General features: G+C 38.5%; 18 protein-coding genes. 12 read left to right on the plus strand and 6 right to left on the minus strand.

Features of this window, described 5'->3' with window-relative positions:
* The first annotated feature begins 43 nt into the window (after positions 1–43).
* The 10 genes from CW736_RS05280 to CW736_RS05325 all read left to right on the plus strand — a co-directional run bounded on the left by CW736_RS05280 (position 44) and on the right by CW736_RS05325 (position 12,953).
* Complete coding sequence (locus CW736_RS05280; protein WP_101012910.1) at positions 44–907, plus strand: DUF58 domain-containing protein; 864 nt, start codon at positions 44–46, stop codon at positions 905–907.
* On the plus strand, positions 904–2,553 hold the full coding sequence (locus tag CW736_RS05285; protein ID WP_101012911.1) for a hypothetical protein: 1,650 nt from the start codon (positions 904–906) through the stop codon (positions 2,551–2,553). The genes CW736_RS05280 and CW736_RS05285 overlap by 4 nt, the downstream gene beginning before the upstream one ends.
* A complete protein-coding gene (locus CW736_RS05290; RefSeq protein ID WP_101012912.1) occupies positions 2,550–3,563 on the plus strand; it encodes a vWA domain-containing protein in 1,014 nt (337 codons plus the stop codon). Before CW736_RS05285 ends, CW736_RS05290 begins: the two co-directional genes overlap by 4 nt.
* A 98-nt stretch (positions 3,564–3,661) precedes the next feature.
* Complete coding sequence (locus CW736_RS05295; RefSeq protein WP_101012913.1) at positions 3,662–4,693, plus strand: VWA domain-containing protein; 1,032 nt, start codon at positions 3,662–3,664, stop codon at positions 4,691–4,693.
* Positions 4,686–5,534, plus strand: a complete 849-nt coding sequence (locus tag CW736_RS05300) for a tetratricopeptide repeat protein (RefSeq protein ID WP_101012914.1) — start codon at positions 4,686–4,688, stop codon at positions 5,532–5,534. Before CW736_RS05295 ends, CW736_RS05300 begins: the two co-directional genes overlap by 8 nt.
* Positions 5,534–7,300 carry a BatD family protein gene (locus CW736_RS05305; RefSeq protein ID WP_101012915.1) on the plus strand — a complete coding sequence of 589 codons (1,767 nt, stop codon included), beginning with the start codon at positions 5,534–5,536 and terminating at the stop codon, positions 7,298–7,300. The genes CW736_RS05300 and CW736_RS05305 overlap by 1 nt, the downstream gene beginning before the upstream one ends.
* Before the next feature lies 1 nt (position 7,301).
* Positions 7,302–8,060: an SH3 domain-containing protein gene (locus CW736_RS05310; RefSeq protein WP_101012916.1), complete on the plus strand. Its 759-nt coding sequence runs from the start codon at positions 7,302–7,304 to the stop codon at positions 8,058–8,060.
* Positions 8,061–8,169: 109 nt separating this feature from the next.
* On the plus strand, positions 8,170–10,017 hold the full coding sequence (locus CW736_RS05315) for a SulP family inorganic anion transporter (protein ID WP_101012917.1): 1,848 nt from the start codon (positions 8,170–8,172) through the stop codon (positions 10,015–10,017).
* Between the two features lie 370 nt (positions 10,018–10,387).
* On the plus strand, positions 10,388–11,383 hold the full coding sequence (locus CW736_RS05320) for an NAD(P)H-dependent glycerol-3-phosphate dehydrogenase (RefSeq protein ID WP_101012918.1): 996 nt from the start codon (positions 10,388–10,390) through the stop codon (positions 11,381–11,383).
* 16 nt (positions 11,384–11,399) lie between these two features.
* Positions 11,400–12,953, plus strand: a complete 1,554-nt coding sequence (locus CW736_RS05325; protein WP_101012919.1) for an aldehyde dehydrogenase family protein — start codon at positions 11,400–11,402, stop codon at positions 12,951–12,953.
* Positions 12,954–13,277: 324 nt separating this feature from the next.
* Here CW736_RS05325 and folK read toward each other — a convergent pair whose 3' ends face one another.
* Entirely contained in the window at positions 13,278–14,423 is a 1,146-nt protein-coding gene (folK, locus tag CW736_RS05330; protein WP_317044421.1) for a 2-amino-4-hydroxy-6-hydroxymethyldihydropteridine diphosphokinase, read from the minus strand.
* Positions 14,424–14,472: 49 nt separating this feature from the next.
* On the opposite strand from folK, the gene CW736_RS05335 reads away from it, so the two are divergent.
* A complete protein-coding gene (locus tag CW736_RS05335) occupies positions 14,473–15,171 on the plus strand; it encodes a queuosine precursor transporter (RefSeq protein WP_101012921.1) in 699 nt (232 codons plus the stop codon).
* 9 nt (positions 15,172–15,180) lie between these two features.
* Positions 15,181–17,874, plus strand: a complete 2,694-nt coding sequence (locus tag CW736_RS05340; RefSeq protein ID WP_101012922.1) for an AsmA-like C-terminal region-containing protein — start codon at positions 15,181–15,183, stop codon at positions 17,872–17,874.
* Positions 17,875–17,936: 62 nt separating this feature from the next.
* Here CW736_RS05340 and CW736_RS05345 read toward each other — a convergent pair whose 3' ends face one another.
* The 5 genes from CW736_RS05345 to CW736_RS05365 form a co-directional block, all read right to left on the minus strand.
* Positions 17,937–18,764, minus strand: coding sequence for a TIGR03915 family putative DNA repair protein (locus tag CW736_RS05345; RefSeq protein ID WP_101012923.1), 828 nt, complete (start codon positions 18,762–18,764; stop codon positions 17,937–17,939).
* Positions 18,765–18,892: 128 nt separating this feature from the next.
* Positions 18,893–21,976: a DNA polymerase III subunit alpha gene (locus tag CW736_RS05350; RefSeq protein WP_101012924.1), complete on the minus strand. Its 3,084-nt coding sequence runs from the start codon at positions 21,974–21,976 to the stop codon at positions 18,893–18,895.
* A 178-nt stretch (positions 21,977–22,154) separates the two neighbouring features.
* The gene (dinB, locus tag CW736_RS05355; RefSeq protein WP_101015038.1) at positions 22,155–23,372 is read right to left on the minus strand and encodes a DNA polymerase IV; all 1,218 of its coding nucleotides are present in this window, start codon (positions 23,370–23,372) and stop codon (positions 22,155–22,157) included.
* Positions 23,373–23,660: 288 nt separating this feature from the next.
* The gene (locus CW736_RS05360; protein ID WP_101012925.1) at positions 23,661–23,945 is read right to left on the minus strand and encodes a hypothetical protein; all 285 of its coding nucleotides are present in this window, start codon (positions 23,943–23,945) and stop codon (positions 23,661–23,663) included.
* Between the two features lie 13 nt (positions 23,946–23,958).
* Positions 23,959–24,786: an SOS response-associated peptidase gene (locus tag CW736_RS05365; protein WP_101012926.1), complete on the minus strand. Its 828-nt coding sequence runs from the start codon at positions 24,784–24,786 to the stop codon at positions 23,959–23,961.
* Positions 24,787–24,886: the final 100 nt, after the last annotated feature.

Below are 24,886 nucleotides of genomic sequence, written 5' to 3' on the forward strand. Positions count from 1 at the left end.
AACTGAATATTGAACACTGAGATTGTTAACCGTAATTTGAATAATGAACACACAAGAACTCCTTAAAAAAGTACGTAAGATCGAGATCAAAACTCGTCGCTTGAGCGATGCTGTTTTTGGTGGCGAGTACCACAGTGCTTTTAAAGGGCGCGGGATGACTTTTAGCGAGGTGCGACAGTACCAGTTTGGAGATGATGTGCGTAACATCGACTGGAATGTAACTGCTAGATACAGTGAACCCTATATTAAAGTTTTTGAAGAGGAACGAGAGTTGACCTTAATGCTGGTAGCAGACATTAGCGGTTCGACATTTTTTGGAACTCAAGAGCAAATTAAAAAAGAAATTATAACAGAGTTGTGCGCCACACTAGCTTTTAGTGCCATGCAAAACAATGATAAAGTAGGATTACTGCTATTTTCAGACCGGGTAGAATTGTACATTCCGCCTAAGAAAGGAAAATTTCATATTCTTAGAATTATCAGAGAACTACTAGAATTCAAACCTCAAGGGGCCGGTACCGATGTGGCTGGAGCATTGAAGTTTCTAGCGGGTGTCCTTAAGAAAAAAGCCATCGTATTTGTGATGTCAGATTTCATGAGTGCCGACTATAAAAAAACGCTTCAAATTGCAGGTCGCAAGCACGATGTCACCGGAATTAGAGTTTATGACCAGCGGGAGGCAGAAATGCCTAAAATGGGACTCGTGCAATTCAAAGATCAAGAAACAGGAGCCTCACAATTGATCAACACCAGCTCTAAATCGGCACGCATTACATATGCTGCTTATCACAAAGAATGTGCTGCTTATTTTAAAGATGCTTTCACAAGATCTGATGCAGGCGCAATACATTTAGAAACACAAGAGAATTATACCAAGAAACTATTAGGATACTTTAAAGCACGATGATCAAAAAATTAGTGTACATATCGTTTTTATTATGCATCGCCATAACTACTGCCCAAGATCAGACAAAGACGGAGGTAACTACAAAGGTAGATCGTGACTTGATTAAAATAGGTGAAGAAGTAAAACTAGGAATCAGCGTAGAAGCTGATTTAGGTGATTTGATCATTTTTCCTGAGCAACAAACTATGGGTGCTATGGAAGTGTTGCAGAGTTATCCGGTAGATAGTTTGAGAATTGCCGATAAAATCAGGTTGTTCAAGCAATATGGTATTACGCAATTTGACTCGGGGGATTACTGGGTCCCGCGATTGCAGATATTGAAAAACAACCGGAGTATACAATCAGACTCTGTATTGATAAGTGTGCGAGAAGTGGTTGTTGACACTACTAAACAAGGCATGTTTCCTATCAAGGATTCGGTAGATATAGCCGACAGATCTACTCTTTCCTACAGCTGGATGTGGTGGTTATTGCTGTTAATTCCCGTGGTGATTGTAGTTGTTTTGCTTTCGCGAAAGCGGGAACAAAAAACCTATGAAGAAACCTTACAGCCTTATGAATGGACCAAATACCGTTTAAAATTACTGGACGATAGTGGCCGTCTCGAAAATCGGGAATGGAAGGAATATTATACAGAGCTTACGTACATTATTAGAAGGTATATCGACTCTAAAGTCTACGGTCATTCCCTAGAAAGTACCACTGGACAGTTGATTAAGGAGCTCAAGATTGCCATGTCTGAAAAAGGTATGCACATTACTGATAAAACACAATCCAGGCTAGAAGAAATCCTTCAAAAGGCCGATTTGGTAAAATTTGCTACTGCTGGTGGAGATGCCATAAGTGCTAAGGAAGACCGACAGCGTACCATGGAAATCATCAACAATATCCATCAAGTATTGCCGCCACCTACTGAAGAAGAACTCATGCAGGATGCGAGTTACAGACGTAAGCAAGAAATTAAAAAACGCACTCGCCACATCTCCATCGGTATCGCAGCTGGGCTTGTTGCTTTGGGAATAGCGGCTGGAATCTGGGGGTATATATCAGGATTTGATAATGTAACAGACAAGGTTTTTGGGAATTCTCAAAGAGCACTTACTGAGCAGATCTGGTTGACCAGTGAATACGGCATGCCACCCGTGCAGTTGAATTCGCCAGATATTTTAGTACGTCAGGACAGTACAAATTTAGGAGAAGTATTTAAACAGTTTGCTTCTTCAATTGACGAATTTGCATCTGGGGACATTGCCGACGACTTTTATATAGGTGTTATTACGTTTACTATGGGGTCAGCTGATGGTGATGCAGAAATTGAACTTGATCCAAAGGTGGTAAGAGATAATATGACCATAATTTTAGATAAAATGGGAGCAACCGATATCTTGATGTTGGAAGATGAGGTAGAAATAGATGGAGTTAAAGGCGTGTCTTTAGAAGGCACTTATCAGCTCGGTAATGATGATTATGAGTACGATATTCTTATGATGTCTAATCGGGTAGGGATAGATCAAATCATCATCACCAATAAGAAAGATAATGAAGAAGACGCTGATCGCAAATTTGGAAGAATTTTGAGAGAACGAGTGAGAAGCTCTATCGTATTTCCATCTTTTGATGATGGTAAAAAGAAGAAAGAAGAATGATGGACTGGTTTACAAATATCAAGTTTGCCTCACCAGAAATGTTTTGGTTGCTGCTGGCTTTGCCTGTGGTGATCGCTTTTTACATTTGGACTTTTAATAGACAGAATGCGCAAATACAAGTTTCTTCAATTAAAGGTTTTCAAAATAAAGGATCTCTATTAGGAAAATTGAGGCCCTTACTTTTTGTGTTGAGATTGCTAGCTTTGACCTTAATTATCATTGCTCTTGCAAGACCTCAAACAACTGATGTTACTACAAAGACTCAAACAACAAACGGTATAGATATCGTTCTTGCCGTGGATGTAAGTGCGAGCATGCTGGCTAGAGACTTTGAACCCGATAGGCTAGAAGCTACTAAAGAAGTTGCTGCAAATTTCATTAATGGAAGACCTAACGACCGTATAGGCGTTGTGGTGTATGCTGGAGAAAGCTACACAAAAACACCTATCACCACAGATGAAAGCATTTCTCTAAAAGCAATAAAAGACATCAAATTTGACGGTGTTCTAGAAAATGGAACGGCAATAGGAATGGGACTTGCTACCTCAGTAAATAGACTGAAAGAAAGTGAAGCGCTGAGTAAAGTGATTATTTTAATGACTGATGGAGTGAACAACAGCGGTTTTCTCGACCCTAAAATAGCCAGTGAATTAGCGGTAGAGTTTGGCATTAAAGTGTACACCATTGGAATAGGTACTAACGGCAACGCATTGTCTCCTTATGCTCAATTACCTGATGGAAGATTCCAGTTTAGAATGTCTCCCGTAGAAATTGATGAAGAGCTCATGAAACAAATCGCTGCTGATACCGGTGGTAAATATTTTAGAGCAGACAATAATAAAAAGCTTAAAGAAATTTATGCGGAGATTGACAAACTAGAAAAAACAGAGATCGAGCAATTTGAGTTCTATAACATAGAAGAAAAATACAGGGATATTGTCTTACTGGCTTTACTATTTATAGGTGTAGAAATGTTATTGCGATATACCATTTTTAAAACCGCGGCCTGACGAATTTAAAAGCTCCTTCAGCTGATTTGTGCTGAGTTGGTAGGGGAAGCAGTTGGGAAAGGAAGCATTAACTAATCAAAGAAAACGAACAGTAGAAAGTGTATATACTAGAAGAAAAAATATATTTCTGGATTTTGTGTCTTATCCCAGTCTTGATCGTTCTATTTATTGGACTTTCTTACTGGAGGTATCGCGCACAAAAAAAGTATGCTACTAAGCAAATGCTGGATCATTTGATTCCAGACCGCTCTTGGTTCAAGCCTATCTTAAAATTGGTAACCGTTTGTGTGGGAATTGCATTTTTAGTTTTGGCGCTGGTGAACCTTAAAGCAGGCGAAAAAACAGAAACTGTAAATCGAGAAGGTGTCGATATTGTCTTTGCAGTAGATGTTTCAAAATCTATGCTGGCCGAAGATATCGCTCCTAACCGATTGGAAAAATCCCAACGTTTAGTGACAGAGATCATCAACAACTTAGCAAGTGATCGCATAGGACTAATTGCTTATGCTGGAAGCGCCGTGCCACAATTACCGATCACCACAGATTACGGAAGTGCAAAAATGTTCTTGCAATCCTTGAATACCGAATTGATTTCCAGTCAAGGAACCGCTATTAACGAGGCGATACAGTTGGCAGAAAGTTATTATAGTGACGAGACAGAAGCTGCAAAAATTTTAGTCATCATCAGCGATGGAGAAGACCATGAAGGAGAGAGCGTTGCCGTTGCTGAAGCTGCTGCTGAGAAGGGAATACGCATCTTTACTATAGGAGTAGGAACTGAAAAAGGAACTACCATTCCCATTAAAAGAAATGGAATAGTTAGAGAGTTTAAAAAAGATAGAGACGGGAAAACCGTTATCACTAAGCTCAAGGCCGAAACATTAAAGGAAATTTCTGAGGCTGGAAATGGGGCCTATATAGATGGTACGGTTACTGCAACAGTAATAGAAGAATTGAAGAATGAGCTTGCCGGAATAGATAAGGTGGCCTTTGAATCACAGCAATATGCCGACTTTGAATCTCAATTTCAGTGGTTTTTGGGTTTTGGATTGTTCTTTTTATTTTTAGACATCCTTTACCTTGAGAAAAAAACCAATTGGCTTAAAAAATTAAACTTGTTCAATGAATAAGAAGAAGATGAAAAATATAATAGGCATTTTATGGATTTTGGGTAGTTACGCTTTCGCGAAAGCGCAACAAACACCAGCAACAAATCCAGTATATGAAAACTCGATAGCAAAGGCTCAAGAATATGCAAGTGAAGGAAACTTTAACCTGGCCGAAGCAGCTTATAAAAAAGCAAAAGCAGTAAATCCGCAGAGTACGGATGCAGCTTATAATTTAGGAAATTTGTACTACGACAATACTAAGAAGTACAACGCCTCTAGCAGTTATATTGCGGCTGCTGATGCCGCTACAACTAAAGAAGAAAAACACAGGATTTTTCACAATCAAGGAAATTTGTTGCTGGAAAACAAAGAATATAAAAAGGCAGTAGAGGCATATAAAAATGCGCTGAGAAATGATCCAACAGACGAAGAAACCCGATACAATCTAGCGATTGCTAAAAAAGAAGAAGAAAAGCAAGGCGGCGGCGGTGGCGGTGGCGATGACGAAAAAGACAAGAAAGACGATAGCCAGAGCAAAGATCAGGATAATAAAGAAGGGGACAAAGACGAGAAGTCTGACGGTAAAAACGACGGTAAAGAAAACGAGAAAGAAGGCGACAAGAAAAAAGGGGACGGAGAAGGCGATAAAGATCAAGATGGAAAGCCTAAGGATGGAAAGGATGGCGACGGGGAACCTAAAAAACAAGACCAAAAAGCGCCTCAACGTATGGAAGGTAAAATGACACCGCAACAAATAAGTCAGATACTAGATGCAATGAGTAATGAGGAACAAAAAATTAGAGATAAAGTAAACGCAAAGAAAGCTCAAGGTCCAGCAAAAAAATCTGAAAAAGATTGGTAATGAAGAATTTGATTTATGTAGTAATTTTTCTAGTAAGCAGTTTAAGTCTGGCACAAGTAGACTTTACGGCTGAGGCCAGTCGCGATAAAATTGCGATAAATGAACGTTTGCGTATTGAATTTAAAATGAACGTGGATGGGGATAATTTTACGCCTCCTAATTTTATCGGATTCCAAGTAGTTGCGGGGCCTAGTCAGTCAGTTTCACAAAGCTGGATCAATGGAGTAAGTAGCATGTCTAAGTCTTATACCTATGTGTTGAAGCCTAATAAGACAGGAAAGCTCACCGTACAGCAAGCGGTCATGACTTTTGATGGAAATGAATATAAAACCATCCCACAAGTGATCAATGTCACTGGTGCGGTAGAAACACCCAAGGGTCCAGATGACCAGTCCATTAGCGCCGATGACAGCGTCTATTTAGTCGCTGAAGTTTCTAATTCCAACCCTTATTTGAACGAAGCCATACGAGTAGTTTATAAAATTTATGTTTCTAATCAGACAGGGATTACCGGTTGGAATGAATTAGACAGTCCCAAATACAGAGACTTCTGGTCACAAAATATTGATAATCGCAATAGACAAGTTCAAAATGGCACCTATTTAGGACAGCCATATCGTTATTTGGTATTAAGAGAAGCCGTATTGTACCCACAGAAAACGGGAATACTAGAAATTGAGCCGCTTACTTTAGATGTTCAAGTTCAAGTGCCTACTAACAGAAGAGACTTTTTCGGAAGACCTTATACCACAACGGTCAGTAAAACGGTCAGTGCGGGTAAACGTGAGATTACTGTTAAGAATTTACCCGCCCTAGGTAGACCAGCAAGTTTTACTGGAGCAGTGGGTGATTTTGACTTCAAAGTAGAAACAGATCGCGCGCAGCTTGATGCTGGGGAAAGTTTAACGGCCAGTATTAGTGTTTCTGGTTCTGGTAATTTAAAGCTGATGGCACTTCCCAAGTTAAAAGCTCCACAAAGTCTTGAAGTATATGATCCAGAACGCAAGAACAATGTGACCACTAACATTTACGGGATGCGTGGCAGTATTGCTGACAGTTATACAGTAGTACCTCAATACGGTGGTAAGTATGTGATTCCACCAGTGGAATTCTCTTATTTTGACCCTACAAAAGAGCAATATTTTATTAAGAATAGCGCTGAGATGTTGTTGATGGTAGATGGAGATGCGCCTACTACGGCAGGAGCAAATCCCGTTGCTTCTACTGCAGATGAAACGAGAAATGTCATAGAGAACAACGCTCAGTTTGCCTTTATTAAAACAGAAACCCAATTAGAAAATCAAACCAAGACCTATTTTTTTAATACGCTAACGTATTGGTCGGTGTTGGGAGGAATATTCTTGATTTTACCACTAGTTCTATTATTCAGAGGACAACAAGAAAAACGTCATTCAGACGTAGTAGGCAATAGAATCAGAACAGCTAATAAATTGAGTAAAAAGTACCTGAGTACTGCTAAGAAGAATTTAGGGAACCACGAGTTGTTTTACATTTCTTTGGAAAAATCTTTGCATAATTACCTCAAATCAAAACTGCGTATGCAAACTGCAGAAATGTCTAAAGATAAAGTAACGGCCTTACTTGCAGAGCGAGGAGCGATGGAAGGTGCTAGAAAGGAATTTATAGAATTGCTAGCAAGCTGCGAGTTTGCGAGGTTTACACCATCTTCTGAAGCCAGTATGAAAGAAGATTATGAAAAAGCGGGTCGCGTTTTAAACGACATTGATAAACAGATAAAAAAGTAAGATGAAGAAGGCGTTGCACATAGTATGTTTGCTTTTTGTATTTATAGCTAATGCTCAAGATTCTTTTGAGTTGGCCGCTTTCGCGAAAGCAAACCAAGCATATACAGCCGAAAATTATGACTTGGCTATTGCCGGTTATGAGCAAATTTTAAAAACAGGTCAACATAGTGCTGAGGTATATTTCAATCTAGGGAATGCGTATTATAAAATTAATGCGGTGGGTCCAGCTATTTATAACTATGAAAAATCACTACAACTCGATTCAGAAAATGTAGATGTCATCAACAACCTCAAATTTGCAAGTCAGATGAAAATTGATGCTATAGAGGCTACAAATACGCAAAGTTTAGAGTCTGACCTGTCTAGTTTTGTCACCGCTCTAACTGTTGATGAATGGGCTTACTTTAGTATAGTGATTCTTTTGTTTACGATTTTAGTGGCTATACTTTATTTCTATGCGCAAACCGCAGGTAAAAAACGGCTGTTTTTTATATTGACTTTTTTGGGGATTCTATTTTCAGCAATTTCTATCGCAGCTGCATTTTATGTAAAGGACAGTTTAAAGGACCAGCAATACGCGATCGTTTATACAGCAGAGTTTACTACAAGAGAGGAGCCTAAAGAAAATTCGGCACCTAGTTTCACCCTACACGAAGGCACAAAAGTAGAAGTGCTAGAGGAATTTAATGAATGGTCGCTGGTGCTGCTTTCAAATGGAAGTAAAGCATGGATGCCGCTTGATAAGATCAAAAAGTTATAACTTTTTCACCTCTTCGACCTATAACTCTAGGAACCTTATTACTTTTAATTTTCAAATCTTAAGAAGACTTACGTACTCGTTTTTTTAAAAGATACCTAAATAGCAATCTATGTTCAAGCATTTAAAGGGAGATTTATTAGGAGGTTTAACCGCTGGAGTTGTAGCCTTGCCTTTAGCGCTAGCTTTTGGAGTGCAATCTGGTATGGGCGCCATCGCTGGATTATATGGAGCCATTTTTATAGGTTTTTTCGCATCGCTTTTTGGCGGAACCAATACACAAATATCAGGTCCTACTGCACCTATGACTGCTGTAAGTATGGTGGTGATCGCAGGAATCGTTCAGGTATACGAGGGTGATTTATCAAACGCACTACCAGCCATTCTTGCTGTATTCATTATGGCTGGAATCATGCAAGTTTCTTTAGGAATCCTTAAACTAGGGAGGTACATCAAATACATTCCTTATCCAGTAGTATCTGGATTTATGACAGGAATAGGAGTCATTATTTTAATCACACAATTGCTTCCTGCCATTGGGTACTACCCAGCAGAAGACCAGCAGTTTGTTGAAAAATTTAGACCGGCTGCAGAAGAAGTTATCCTTAAAGAGATTCTTAAAAATGACATTGACGATAACATTTTAGTCTTAAAAAACTACGAAGCAACTATTGAAAAGGCAAAAGAAATAACCCCAGATCAAATTCTTACGGCTTCCAAAATATTAGCCAAAAAGGACAGTAGCGGGGTCATAGGAGCTTTAAAAACACTACCCACTGGAATTCAAAAAATTAATTGGCTCGAATTAGGACTCACCTTGATTACCATTTTTATTATTTTTGGATTCAAACGTATTACGACTGCTATTCCTTCTACATTAGTGGCATTGCTAAGTGTTTCTCTTGCTGTCTTTTTTATGGATATGGAGGTGCGAAAGATAGGAGAAATCCCTACTGATTTACCTATTCCTAATTTTGAAATCATTACTGGATTTAATTTTACTGCTATTGTGCCCTATGTCTTTACGGCATTGACCTTAGCCTTTTTGGGTGCTATTGATTCTTTGCTAACCAGTGTTGTGGCTGATAATATGACTAAAACTAGACACAATCCAAATAAAGAACTCATAGGTCAGGGAGTTGGAAATAGTATTGCGGCAATCTTCGGAGGTATTCCAGGCGCCGGGGCCACCATACGGACAGTAGTAAATATCAATTCTGGCGGAAAAACTAAACTTTCAGGTATGATCGCGGCAGTAATGCTGTTAATTATAGTCGTTGCTTTAGGAGGGTTTGCTGAGAATATACCTAGTGCAGTTCTTGCTGGAATATTAATTACTGTAGGTATAGGTGTGATGGATTATAAAGGTCTCAAAGTACTAGGTTCCATCCCTAAAAGTGACGTAGTAATCATGTTAGTGGTCTTGCTGCTTACCGTTTTTTGGGATTTGGTTTACGCTGTAGGGATAGGCTTAGTCATAGCCAGTTTGATCTTTATGAAAAAGATGGGGGATTCTAATAACGCAAAATCAGGCATCAAAAGACTATCTGATGCCAAGCATATGGACCATGCAGACTATTCTCGTATTCCAGCTAAATTGAGGGAAGAAATATTCATTAAAGAATTGAGAGGCCCTATTTTCTTTGGCTACACCAGTGATTTTCAATCCATGTCTCGTGATATTCCCCCGTACGCCACCCATGCTATTATTCGCATGAAAAAGGTGCCGTTTATTGATCAGTCCGGGTTATTTGCTTTTGAAGATGTGCTACAGAATTTGGTGCAAAAGGGAATTCAACCCCTGTTGATTGAGGTCCAAGAGCAGCCCTTGTATCGATTAGAAACTATTGATATCATTCCAGACCTGGTAGGAAAAGAGCATGTTTTTGAAAGTTACGATGCTTGTCTTCAATGGATAGTTGCAAATGTGGAAGATACGGTGCCAGCCTTGGAGAATTAAGGTTTTGTAAATTTCGCTTTCGCGAAAGCGAATCCATTATCCAGCAGTCTATCATATGGAAAGTGAAGAAGTACACTGCAAGTTATTCATTTTCAACGCCTAAAAAAATGAAGATTTTTTTAAATTCGTTATTCACGCACAGTATCCATGCAGTATTGATAATTTTAATACCTTAAAATAATGGTATCTTTGAATTCTAAACAAGGATGCGATTTTCATGTTAAATTTCGTATTCGTAATGGAGATGATTTTTTGTTTAAAGGAGACAGAAAATCCAATCATAATGTAGTTTAGGGTATAATTTTATATGGAAATATAGGCGGAAAAGGAAAGAATTTAATGCAAAAATTTAATATCAAAATTGTTTAAAATGGATCAGACCAAAAAAGTTGCTGTAATTGGCGGTGGTAGTTGGGCGACGGCCATAGTAAAAATGCTTTGCGAAAACCTCGATACCGTTTACTGGTATATGCGCAGCGATTATGCTATTGAATACATCAAACGCAACGATCACAATCCTAGTTATTTGAGCTCTGTAGAGTTCAGTCCAGAGCAATTACATCTTTCTAGCGATATTAATGAAATAGTAAGCCTAGCAGATCTTTGTATATTTGCAGTACCTAGTGCTTTCTTATCTAAAGAATTGGAAAACCTTAGCGTTTCTTTAAAGGATAAAATCATATTCAGCGCGATAAAAGGTATCGTACCAGAAACGGGGCTTATAGTAGGAGAGCATTTCCATGAGCATTACAATATTGAATTTGAAAACATAGGTGTTCTTACAGGTCCTTGTCACGCAGAAGAGGTGGCTTTGGAACGACTTTCTTATCTAACTATCGCTTGTGCAGATGAAGGAAAAGCAAAGTTTCTTGCAGAGCGTTTAGAAAGCGATTACATCAATTGTAAAATCAGTGATGATATTATAGGTACAGAGTATGCAGCAATGCTTAAAAACATCTATGCCATTGCTGCTGGAATAGCACATGGTTTAGGCTATGGAGATAATTTCCAGAGTGTATTGATGAGTAATGCCATACGTGAAATGAAGCGTTTTATCAAGAAAGTGCACAAGATGAAACGCAATATAAATGACAGCGCTTATTTGGGTGACTTGCTGGTAACTGGATATTCTGGATTTTCGCGCAATCGATTGTTCGGTAATATGATGGGAAAAGGATATACCGTAAGAAGTGCACAAATGGAAATGAATATGGTGGCCGAAGGTTATTACGCTACCAAAAGTGCTTTTAAAATCAATGAAGAAAAAGGAGCTAAAACTCCTATTCTAGATGCTGTTTACAGCATTTTATACGATAATAAAAACCCTAAAAAGGTATTTAAAAAGCTAGCTGATAAGCTGGATTAAAAATTAAAACAATACAATGTCAACACTTGCAAAAGATTTTGGGATGGATGTTGCTCTAGAGCAATTGGGTCTCAAAGAAACAAATCACGGAACATCAACTGGTAATCATCACTTCGGTAATGGAGCTACCATAACTTCTTCTTCTCCGGTAGATGGAGCAGTTATAGGTAAGCTAACCACTACAAGCCAAGAAGATTATGAAAAAGTAGTTACTAGCGCACAAGCTGCTTTTAAAGACTGGAAAATGAAGCCAGCACCTTTACGCGGTGAAATCGTACGCCAGTTTGCTGATGAATTGCGACGTTTGAAAGAACCACTAGGTAAACTGGTTTCTTATGAAATGGGTAAATCCTATCAAGAAGGTCTAGGAGAGGTACAGGAAATGATCGATATCTGTGATTTTGCAGTAGGTCTTTCTCGTCAGTTGCACGGTTTAACCATGCATTCAGAACGCCCTGGACACAGAATGTACGAGCAATATCATCCATTAGGAATAGTAGGAATCATTAGTGCTTTTAACTTTCCAGTAGCTGTTTGGGCATGGAATACAGCTCTTGCATGGATTTGTGGCGATGTGTGTATCTGGAAGCCAAGTGAAAAAACACCTCTTTGTGGTGTGGCTTGTCAGAATATCATTGCAACCGTTCTTAAAAAAAATAACCTGCCAGAAGGAATTTCTTGTTTAGTAAACGGAGATCACAAAGTAGGGGAAATGATGTCTACAGATAAACGTGTGCCACTTCTAAGCGCAACTGGTTCTATTCGTATGGGAAGAATTGTTGCCAGTAAAGTAGCAGAACGTCTTGGAAAATCATTATTAGAATTAGGTGGTAATAACGCCATTATAGTGACTCCAGATGCCGATATAAAAATGACGGTAATAGGTGCTGTTTTTGGAGCAGTAGGAACTGCTGGACAGCGTTGTACTTCTACACGTCGTCTTATTGTTCATGAATCTATGTACGATAAGGTAAAAGAAGCAGTTGTTGCTGCTTATGGCCAGTTGAAAATAGGTAACCCATTAGATGAGAACAACCACGTAGGTCCAGTAATCGATACCGATGCTGTTGCTAACTACAACCATGCCTTAGAGCAAGTTGTAAAAGAAGGTGGTAAAGTGCTCGTAGAAGGTGGTGTACTTACTGGTGCTGGTTATGAAAGCGGTTGTTATGTAAGACCTGCGATTGCAGAAGCTACTAACGATATGAAAATCGTACAACACGAGACTTTTGCTCCGGTATTGTATTTATTAAAATACTCTGGAACTGTAGAAGATGCTTTGGAACAACAAAACGGTGTAGCACAAGGTTTATCTAGTGCGATCATGACCAATAACCTAAGAGAAGCAGAACATTTCTTATCTCAAAGAGGATCTGATTGTGGTATTGCAAACGTCAACATAGGAACTAGTGGTGCTGAGATAGGTGGTGCCTTTGGTGGTGAAAAAGATACTGGTGGTGGACGTGAGTCTGGATCTGATGCTTGGAAAGTTTATATGCGAAGACAGACCAACACGATCAATTATACTACAGAATTACCTCTTGCACAAGGAATCAAATTTGATTTGTAAGAAGTACTTATTTTATAGAATATTCAAAAACCGCCTTATTTCTAAGGCGGTTTTTTTGTGCTTTTATTTCAGCTTTTCAGAATCGACAGACCAACTATTTATGTTGGCATCGTCTGAATCCTATCGGGATGTATTTTATGTAAAATAGAATCTGAAACAAAATAAAGCTACACTTCGACAAGCTCATTGTGACTTTTATTTCACCCTTTTAGATGCTACATGCAAACATTCTTCTAACTACCGCGGGAATTTCATCAAGAAAATGTTGTTGAAAGCCAGAAATACGTTCATAGGTGCCGACTTAAGTCCGCACCTATGAATATTTTAATCCTCTAGGATCTTCTCCAAAACCTTCAAATAATCCTCCTGATTATTTACAAAATCAAGATCCGTTACATCGATCACTTTTACTTTGAGTTCTTGTTGCGATCTTATAAAACCAGCATAGCCTTGTTGTATTTGTGAGAGGTAACTGGCTTCTATATTTTTTTCATAATCCCGACCTCGTTTCTTGATGTTTTCTAGCAATCGGTCTTCGGTCTGGTAGAGGTAGACATATAAATCTGGCTTGACCAGTTCTTTATACATCATATTAAAAAGGCGCTTGTAGAGCGAGTACTCTTCTTTTTCTAGCGTTATTTTACTAAATATCAATGATTTGATTACGTAATAATCAGCAATGGTGAATTCTTTAAAGAGATCTTGCTGTGCGACATCATCGCTTAGTTGCTGGTAGCGATCGGCAAGAAAAGACATTTCTAGTGGGAAGGAATAGCGTTCTTTATCTTCATAAAAAAGAGGCAAAAAAGGATTGTCTGCAAAACGTTCCAGCACTTGCTTGGCATTAAAATCTTCTGATAATTTTTGCGTGAGACTGGTTTTACCACTTCCTATATTTCCCTCCACAGCTATAAAGTTGAGGTCTTGTATAGGATACCGCTTTCGCGAAAGCGGAATTTCAAAATCCACCATCTTCTCTAAGGGTTCCAGACTACTGGAAAGTTCCACCATGTTTTTGCTTAGAACAGGATGGATGATTTTATAAGCAATATCTACTAGGGGTTGCATGACAAAATTGCGCTCGTGCATTCTAGGGTGAGGAACTTGTAAACGGTCTGTGGATATGATTTCATCATCAAATAATACAATGTCCAAGTCAATCACTCGATCTTCATAAGTATCGCCCGTGCGAGGTACGCGTCCCATTTCACGTTCGATATGCTGTAAAATAGTTAACGTTTCTTGGGCATTTTTAAGACTGTGTACAAGAATACAGGTGTTTAAAAAATCACCACCAGTAAATCCAGCAGCAGGTACTTCATAAACGCCAGCTGTTTTAATCAACAGACCTAGACGTTGCTCGATCTGTCGAGAGGCGTCTAGTAAATGCTGTTTTCTATCGCCTTGATTGCTTCCTAAGGCAATGAATATCTTATGATTATGATGAGAAGAGATGCTATTAATTTTTATAGCAAATTAAGGAATAATGATCAACTCTTGAACTACTTTTGTTATAATTATGAAGACACTAACTGGTAAAAAACTACGTCTTGCGCATCGCATTTATCTGGTGCTCGCAGCAATTTTTATTTGCTCTCTAGTGGTATCTAATTTGATCTTTCAGAAGTTTTTTTATTGGAACCCGTTCGGTTGGTTCAATTTTGAAATTTCGGTAGGCTTATTGCCATATCCTGTTACCTTTCTAGTTACCGATTTAGTGAGTGAGATTTATGGACGTCGCAAGGCAAATGACCTGGTCCTTGCTGGAATATTTGCATCGGTCTTCAGTCTTGGAATTATAGCTGTGGCAGACGTAGCTCCAGCGATTGACGCAAGCCCTATACAAGATGCTGTTTTTAATAAAGTTTTTGGCGCGACAACTATTGCAGTGATGGCGAGTATGGCCGCTTATTTGTTTGCTCAATTTATAGACATACAGATTTATCATTTTTGGAAAAGGGTTACAGGAGGCAAAATGCTATGGTTGCGCAATAATTTTAGCACTGTATTTTCACAGTTTGTTGACACTATGAGCGTCTTATTATTGTTATGTTATTATGAAGTGTTATCCTGGGAACAATTTTGGCCCTTATTATTGGCAGGATTTCTCTTTAAGATGCTAGTTGCATTTCTTGATACGCCTTTATTATATGGAGGGGTTTTTATTTTTAGACGACTGTTCGGGTTAAAAATGGGAGAAGAAATAAAAATTGATTAAAAAAACAACATGAAGAAAATATTTAAAATATTAGGAATTACGTTGCTCGCTGTAATCATTGTCATTGTAGCTGCTCCTTTTTTCTTCAAAGACCAAATCGCTCAAATTATTAAGGACAAGCTTAATGCTGCTATGGAGGCACAAATTGATTTTGCTGAGGTAGACTTGAGTCTCTTTAGATCATTTCCAGACGCACAACTCCACATAGAAGGTTTTTCTATTATCAATAAAGCACCTTTTGCGGGTGACACTTTGTTCTACGGTAAAGAAGTGAAACTGGACCTGCCTATAGGTGATTTGTTGAACGATGCCAGTGAGCCTATTCATATCAATGAGTTGATGGTTAATCAAGCGGTAGCCAGGTTTACGGTTGATGAAAACGGTAACTCCAGTTGGGATATTTCTAAGGAGCCCGCTTCCGCGAAAGCAAATGACCCACAAGACACAGAACAAGATACAGGCTTCTCTTTTGACTTAAAACATTATGAGATAACAGATTCGGAACTTACTTACGAAGATAGGTCTACCCAAAATAAGCTTGTGCTTTCTAAATTGAATCACTCTGGAAACGGAAATTTTTCATTAGGCAAGAGCACGCTAGCTACTAATACAGAGGCATTAGTTTTTTACGGGTTGGATGGTATGGAATACTTATCTGGCCAGCAAGTAAAACTGGATGCTGCTATTCTTATGGATCTAGATAATCAGAAATATACCTTTCAAGAAAACAAAGGTTTTGTCAATGATCTGGAATTAAAGATGAATGGTTTTGTGCAGTTAGAGGAATTGTATACGATGGTAGATTTACGTTTTGATACCCCATCATCAGATTTTAAAAACTTCTTTGCAGTTATTCCAGAAACCTATTGTAAAAACTTAGACGGTATCACAACTACTGGAGATTTTACTGTAAACGGAATAATTAAAGGTGAAGTGGACGAAACGCGCATTCCTAAAATGGATATCAAGATCAGTTCAAAAAACGCTTCTTTCAAATATCCAGACTTACCTAAAACAGTTACGAACATCGATATAGATGCACAACTTAAAAACGATACAGGAAATGTAGAGGACACTTATTTCAATGTTGCACAAACCTCTTTTAATATTGGGAGTGATAGAATAAGCGGTAATGCAATGATCAAAAACCTGACAACTAATATGGACATTGATCTAAATGCAAAGGGAAACCTAGATTTTCAAAATCTAGCTCAAGCATTTCCTTTGCCAGAAGACATGAATCTTGACGGGAAGTTGGCACTCGATATGGCAGCTAAGTTTGATATGGAAAGTATCGAGAAAGAACAGTATGAACGTATCAATACGAGAGGGTCTGCCAGTCTTACCAACTTCAGATACGAAGGTGATGCACTTATAAAACCTTTAGTAATCAACAAGGCTAGTATTGATATGACTACTTCTAGAATACTGCTAAAAGACTTTGAAGCTCAAACAGGCAATACCGACTTAGATGCAAAGGGGACCATCAATAATTTGATAGGATTTTTACTTCAAGACCAAGATTTAAAAGGAACTTTTACTTTAAAGTCTAACACACTAGACGCTGCAGATTTTATGACTGCTGTAGAGGTTGCTCCTGCCAAAAAAGCAAACCAAACAACTCAAACGTCTACATCTGCAACAACTGAAGATGCGATTAAGATCCCAGCTTTTCTGGATGCCAACTTAGATTTCCAAGCAAATCGAGTGTTGTATGATGGTCTTGAACTTAAAAATGTAAGTGGTGTAGCTTTGATTAGAGATGAAACCTTAACCTTAAACAATACGACGACTGATATTTTTGACGGTAACATAGCTGTGAACGGTTCGGTTTCCACTAAGGGAACTACTCCAGTTTTTAACATGGCGCTGGACATGAAGAACCTAGATATCGCAAAGTCTTTTGAAGGTTTTGATATGTTTAGATCTTTTGTTCCTATTATCAGTGTGTTACAAGGTAGGATCAATACAGATATAGCTCTTACTGGATCGTTAGACAAGCAGCTTTCTCCTATTTTAAGTACACTAGCGGGAGATGCTATTGCACAGTTGCTGACTAAAGAGGTCAATGCTGCTAACAATCCGTTATTAGGGAAATTAGATCAAAAATTGAGTTTTATAGATCTTAATAAATTTGATATTTCGGACATTACAACCAAGCTTAATTTTAAAAATGGAGCGGTGCAAGTAGCACCATTTGACTTTAATATCAAAGGCATTAAAGCCACAGCTAGTGGTAAGCACAGTCTTACTAATGAGATGGATTATACTTTGTCATTAAATGTACCTGCAAAATACTTTGGTAAAGAAGGAGCTAGCTTGCTTTCTAAATTAGAAGAAAAGGAAGTAGAAAGTATTTCAGTTCCTGTGCCGGTTAAGTTCTCAGGATCATTTTTGAGTCCTAAAATCGATTTGAATCTTGATCTTGCCGTAAAAAACCTAACCAATCAAATTATAGAGATCCAAAAAGCCAAGCTTAAGGATAAAGGCAAAGAAGCAGTAGGTGGCGCCATAGGTGATCTTATAAATGGAAAGAACCCTTTAAATGGCATCAAGGATGTGATAGGCGGTAATGGAAAGCCTAAGGATTCTACGTCTGTAATTAAACCTATAGACCCAATTAAGGAAGCAGCGGGTAATGCAATTAAAGACTTGTTCGGGCGTAAAAAAAAGAAAGTGGTAGATACTACCAAAACAAAATAGATTTTTAGAAAATGAAATGTAGAGCTCCTCAATTATATTTTTGAGGAGCTTTTTATTGTTCCTTATATGTTTTCGTTTAAATATTTCCAGCACCTTTCGGGAACATACTGCAAGTGTAGTTTTAGATTTTTTCTAGACTTGATATGGGTGCTATTAAAATATTGATTCCAGAGATCTTTGTAGTTGATCTCCTTAGAGTTGATACGAAGCGCAGTTGAACTGCGAAAGCTGCTTGATGAGTCTACATCACTGTTGTTTTCTGAGGCTCTAGTAGGTAAAATGGCACCTTGACTACGGGCTTTTTTAAAATCAATTTGTACTTCTTGAACCGTTTCTAGGTCATAGCTTATTCCAAAATTGCGTTTTAAGTCATAAATAACCCATTTCTGGTTGTGGTAATGGTCTTTAAAGTGACTGGCTATAAGGGGTAGTACGTTAAAGTCAGGTTCTATATTAGCATAATAGGTTTCTTCATCGATTAAATGAAAACGCACCAAGGCTTCTATGCGTTGTTTCTCGTGATTTACCATTTTTGCCGCTTGAGTAATCTTTAAAACTGTAGCGTTAGCAGAGTCACTGCCTGGTGCTTTTTGAGCAGTAAAAGTCATTTTTAAATACTCATAAATCGTGTTTTCGATCCCGATGATTTCACTTAAGAAAGCACAGTATACCTGATGAGAATCTTGGTGCTCGCATAAAGAGTTAAAACGGTTCCATACACGTTGCGCTTTATCAGGATCTGTAATGACCAGTTCGGTACCTTCAAAAAGGTGGTTTTGCTCACGAGAATCTAAAGCGATGATGGGCAGTTTAATCTTGCGGTCGTAAATAGTGAAAATAGCCGTCATCAAACCGTTTAAACTACCGTCATATAAAAGTGTAGTGGTCATGAGAAAAGATTTAATAGGGGACTAGAATTCTTATGATGCTTGCTGCTAGGATTGATCATGATCAGGTATCTCTTTTGTTTTGTCATGCGGTCTAAGGAAGGCAACGGTTACTACTATGTTGTTTCTATTCATATCTCGATGGGTTTATCTGGTAGTTCCTGACGTCGGTACCCATGGCTATTTCCCATTCTGCGATCTTTTAGGTTGGATTGTTTATCCAGTCGCTGCATGGTCTGCGGATTCTCTTCTGCATACCTTGGATCTTGAATATAATCTGCTTTTTGCATGTTGTGTACCTCGATGGAATAGAAGTCAAATTCTTCTACAACCTTGCCGTATATTTTATAGATACCACTTCCTCTAAAGCTAATTTTTGCCGCTACTGGAGGAAACATCACCGTATCAAAAAAATGACCCGTACAATCTAAAAAAGTACCAAATTGCATGCGTTTTCCTTTTGCCGTATGTGTGGTCTTGATATTTACTACGTAGCCATAAATCAAAATCATTTTCTTGTTATGTGCTTTCATGTCTTCACGACTGTTGTTGTTTTTAGGCAGCTCTACTAATAGGTCAAAATGCGAACACAATGGAAAGCCTAAAAGTTCTATTTGTTCATAAGCCAATTCCTGATTTGTAGTATGAAGTTGAGGGATTTTGGCTTCTCTATATTCTGGGACGAATAGTTTGTTTTGGATATATTTTTGGGGTGATTTGTCAAGCTTATAATGTGCTTGCCACAACAATTCATAACGATCCATTGCTGTAAACCTAAAAGCATTGATGCGTATTAAAATAGAAAGCTGATCGATACTGATAAGGACACGATTTATAAAGTCATCTAGAGAGGTAAAGCTTCCATTCAAATGACGCGCTTCTATGATGCGTACCATGGTTTTTCTTTCCAGTTCCTTGAGGTAACTGTAGCCTAGATAGATACTTTTTCCTTTAATAATGTTAGCAATATTGCTGTGATTAACACAAGGTGATTCTATGACAGCACCACACATTTTTGCTTCGTGAACGTAGAGTTCAGGTTGGTAAAAGCCACCGCCATTATTAAGTGTTGCAGTCATGTATTCTAAGGGGAAATACCGTTTTAAGTAAAGAGTTTGATAACTTTCTACAGCGTAAGATGCGGAGTGCCCTTTCGCGAAAGCGTAACCAGCAAAACTCTTAATTTGATTCCATATTTCTCTAGTTTGCTCTGGATCATGTCCTAAATCGATACAGTTCTGAAAGTATTTTTGTTCTACTTTTTGAAACTCCTCACGAGATCGGTATTTACCGCTCATTCCACGACGCAGTACATCTGCTTCGCCAAGGTCCAGTTTTGCATAGTAATGTGCTACCTTGATCACGTCTTCTTGATAGACCATGATCCCATAAGTTTCGGGCATAATGCCTTGCATGATGGGGTGTGCATCCTTGCGTTTTTCTGGATGTCGAGTGCGTAAAATAAACTCGCGCATCATCCCGCTCTGTGCAACTCCAGGACGTATGACAGAGCTGGCAGCAACCAGTCCTATATAATTATTAGTAGCAAGTTTGCTGAGCAACATTCTCATAGCTGGAGACTCTATATAAAAGCAACCTATGCATTTTGCCTGTGAGATCATGTTGTTGATTTCAGGGTCTTTCATAAATTTCTTTACATCAGTATGCAGGTTTGCTATAGGAGCTTCTGGTTGGTTGTATTTGATAATCTCAATCGTGTCGCGTATTTTTCCTAAACCACGTTGTGCAAGAATGTCAAATTTATGAATCCCAGCATCTTCGGCAATATGCATGTCAAACTGTACGGTACGGTATCCTTTTGGGGGCAAACTCGTGGCGCTGTAATAATGAATAGGTTTTTCAGTAATAAGAATTCCGCCGGCGTGAATGCTGGTATAGTTGGGCATGCCTTTTATCAAATGGCTGTATTTCAATACCAATTGGTGCATTTGATCCAGCTGCTCGAGTTGAAAATTACCTGTGGCGAGTAGGTCAATATCTGCTTTTGGAAGACCAAAAACTTTTCCTAATTCCCTGATAACTGCACGGTACTGAAAGGTGTTGTAAGTGGCAAGCAAGGCGACATGGTCAAATTCTGCAAAAATAAACCGAGTAATGTCTTCCCGGTCGTCCCATGAGAAATCAATATCAAAATCTGGCGGACTCGTCCTGTAATCGTTGATAAAACGTTCAAAATAAAGATCGAGTTCTATGGGGTCTACCTCGGTGATCTGTAACAAATAGGCAAGAATACTGTTAGCTCCACTACCGCGACCTATGTAAAAGTAGCGTTTGCTACGTGCGTATTCACAAATGCGCCAATTGATCAAAAAATAGGCGACAAAACCTTTCTTTTTTACAACGCCTATTTCTTTTTCTATACGCTCAAAGACGTCTGTTTTATCTTCTTTATCTCCGTATCTATTTGCCACACCAGCATAAGCAAGTGTTCTTAGTTTTTGATAATCTGCTTCCTTACTCTCTGAATAGAGGTGTTGATTTGCGTTAAGTTGAGCGTTCTCAAAGTCAAAATATATCCCGCAATCTGCTAATAGGCGTTTGGTATTTTCAATGATAAAAGGATATTCTATAAAGACTTCTTCTATTTCAGGAACAGGAATCATCTGATCTTCAAAATGACCTTGCTGGGATTCTGGCAACTGACTCAAAAGAATATTTAAATCTACACACCGTAGTAGCCGGTGGGCGTTAAAATCTTTTCTACTTCTAAACGTCACCGTTTGCATCACCACTAATTTGTCCTTCATTTTTACATATGCGGTAAAAGGAAGTTTGCGTAGTGCGGCAATAGAGATTCCTATGAATTCGCTTTCGCGAAAGCGAGTTTTCTCCAAGGTTACTACCTTTTTAAATGGATAGATGACAAAAGCATTCTCAAAGGCTGGGGCCTGATCTGGAAAAGGAATTTTGTTTTCTAGATGAAAGGATAAGTATTCATTGAGTTCCTGAAATCCATGGTTGTTCTTAGCAATACCTACATACAATTGTTGGTGCTGGTTTCTAAAATCGATCCCTATTACTGCATGAAGATTGCTTTGAGTACAAAGCCTTATAAAATTTAGGCATGCACTGGTGTTATTGATGTCAGTTAGAACAATGGTCTTCACTCCATTTTCAAGCGCAAGTTTTATCAGCTCTTCTTCATTAAAAGTGCCGTAACGCAAGGAGTAATAGGTGTGATTGTTTAGGTACAAATTGACTTTTTAAGGTTGTTTTATTTAAAGCGGTTTTCTAGAGCTTCGGACTTCAATAGGTTATTTATAGCCAGCATGGAGCTTCTTGAAAGGTGTAATTAATTTGTTGGCAGGTCTGTTTTATAATTCATTGGGATTTATTTCAATGCATGCCTATATTTTTCAATTTTCCCTAATCTTATTGTTTGCGATGAGCGAGCACGACAGGAGGTAATCCATTAAAAGGGTTGAGTATTCGGCCTATGGTTTTTGCTTCCATTCCAGCAGCTCTCATTACGGTCCTATCCCCATACTTCTCTCTTATTTTATCTAGTGCGTTATACAGGTTAAGTGCAGTTTCATTATCATCAAACAGGTTGATCTGGTAATGACCATTTACAATATGTGAAAATCGGATCCCTATAAGTCGGATCAATAACCTGCGGTTGTATAGCTTTTCAAAAATCTCTAGTATGCGGGGTATCAAAATATGATCTGCGCTGCAATAAGGGATTCGCATCTGCTTGGTGTAAGTGTTGAAGTCAGAGTATTTTATCTTCACGTTAATGCAACCGGTGAGTTTATCGCCGCGTCTTAGTTGAAAAGCGAGGTTTTCAGTCATGGCGATAAGAATGGAATTCAGTTTTTTCACATCGATGGTATCTCGGTCAAAAGTGCGCTCGGTACTGATAGATTTACGCTCATTAAAAGCAATCACTGGTCGGTTATCTATTCCTTGAGCACGGCGCCAGATCATACTGCCGTTTTTACCCAGTACGTTGATGAGCATTTCTTCAGGCATTTCTTGAATGGTATGAATGCGTTTAACGCCTAAATGTCTCAGCGTTTGATAGGTTTTATCTCCTACTTGCGGAATTTTTTTTACAGACAGTGGGGCCATAAAGTCTTTTTCTTCCCCATAATTGATCATCAATTGGTTGTTAGGTTTTGCTTCTCCAGTGGCGATTTTGGAAACAACTTTATTCATAGAAAGGCCAAAGGAAATAGGCAGTCCTGTTTCTTTGATTACTTTCTTGCGCAATTCTGTTGCCAGCTTATAACAGCCATAAAATCGATCCATTCCAGAGAGATCTGCATAGAACTCATCAATACTTGATTTTTCAAAAAGAGGGGTTTCTTGTTTGACGATTTCAGTGACTTCATCAGAGTGTTTAGAATACGTCCCTGCATTACCTCTTATAACAACTGCTTCTGGGCAAAGCTGCCTTGCCAATTTCATAGACATGCCGCTGTGTACACCATAGCCTCTTGTCTCATAACTACATGCAGCAACGACGCCACGATCGCTAGTTCCACCTACGAGTAGAGGTCTGTTTTCAAGACGTGAATCCATCTTTCTCTCTACAGAAACGTAGAAAGTGTCTAGATCTAAATGCATGATGTGTTTATCGCTCATAGTTATCATACCTGCGCAGGCAGGAATCTGTTTGATCTGTTATTCCGCTGTAGAGCGGAATCGGTTTGTTATATCTCGATTCTATTTAATTTCTCGATTAACTATAATTTGTGGCTAAAACCTATGGTGTTGCCCACTAAGTGTTTTTTTAATGTTCAGCTGTCTTGAAGAGGAACCTTCACAGGTTGAACCATCACTTCGCTTAAAATAATCGGTTAAAAAACCTCACAGAAATAGTTCTGTGAGGTTGGTGAAATAACGAGTTAGTTATTTTATGTTTTGTAGCTACTAATCGATCATGTTTTTAATGACTAGATCATTTACTGTAGGTTCCATAAAGCTTACAAAACCTTCCTTTTCAATTTCATTCTTAAAATGAATACCCTTTTGCTGTAGTACCTCATGAAGTGTGTGGTATACTTTATGGATTAGGTCTTCTGTCTCGGCTACTTTATCAGACCAAGTTTTTACTTGGCACACTACCTTCATAGTAGCTTGCCTACTAGTTTTTCTAGTGATAAGGAGCTGTTCTACTCGTTGCGCTAGTTCTGTTTTTATGAGTTCTATATTCATGTCAGTATTTATTTTAAAATAAAACAAATTGGTCTCCTTCTACAAGACGCTCTTCTCTGATGGCGTATTCATCTTCTTCAGCAAACTTGAGTCTTTCATATAGACAGCGGTCGTAATCTTTGAAAAGTTTATCTCCTATAGGCTTCAAAAGTTCTAAGCCGTTTGCTTCTGGATTTTTTATTTTTTGTGAAATAGGATAAGCATTGAATCCTTTAGAGTCAAAAGGTTGCATCATGTTAGAAAGCTCTGCGGTAGAGATGTCTGGATTGAGCCACTTCTCTTCATCTTCTTTACTCAGTACTACCGGAGCTCTATGGTGCTCTATTCTTTGGGTAAGTCTATTTGCTGCAGTGGTAATAATGGCGACGGTACGATGTAATTCTCCAGTTAACGGATGTTCCCAAGTGTCATAAATTCCAGCTAGTGCAAAGGGGCCACGATCACGATTAGGATATACGATAAAGGGTTTATTAAGCTTTTCTTGCTTCGGACCTTCTATAAAGGCATCTACAAGAACTAAACAACGTTGAGATTTAATGGCATGACGGAACATAGGTTTATTAAAAATACCCATAGCTCCTTTATAATTAGGATTGTTTTCTATGTTTAAACTTCCCTCACTGCGCGCATTGATCATGTACGTCTGTTTGTGAGCCCAGTGAGGTGTATAGCCTAAAGTAAATAGCTGTATATGGTTAGGTTGCTCGCTTGTAATTACAGGTATCTCATTACCTGCGCTTATGTTCACGTTTTCTTTGAGTTCAGCACTTTTTATAAAGGCGGCATTGAACCGCTTTTCTAAATCTACTGCTGGTGTAATTATCGTTGCTCTTCCACACATAATTATAGTTTTATGGAAATATTCCAAGAATTATCTCCGTTGACGATTCAAATATATGGAATAATTCCAACATTATGGAAATATTCCAGTGTTAAAATTG

Origin of the sequence: Nonlabens sp. MB-3u-79 (assembly GCF_002831625.1) — a bacterium.
Taxonomy (GTDB): domain Bacteria; phylum Bacteroidota; class Bacteroidia; order Flavobacteriales; family Flavobacteriaceae; genus Nonlabens.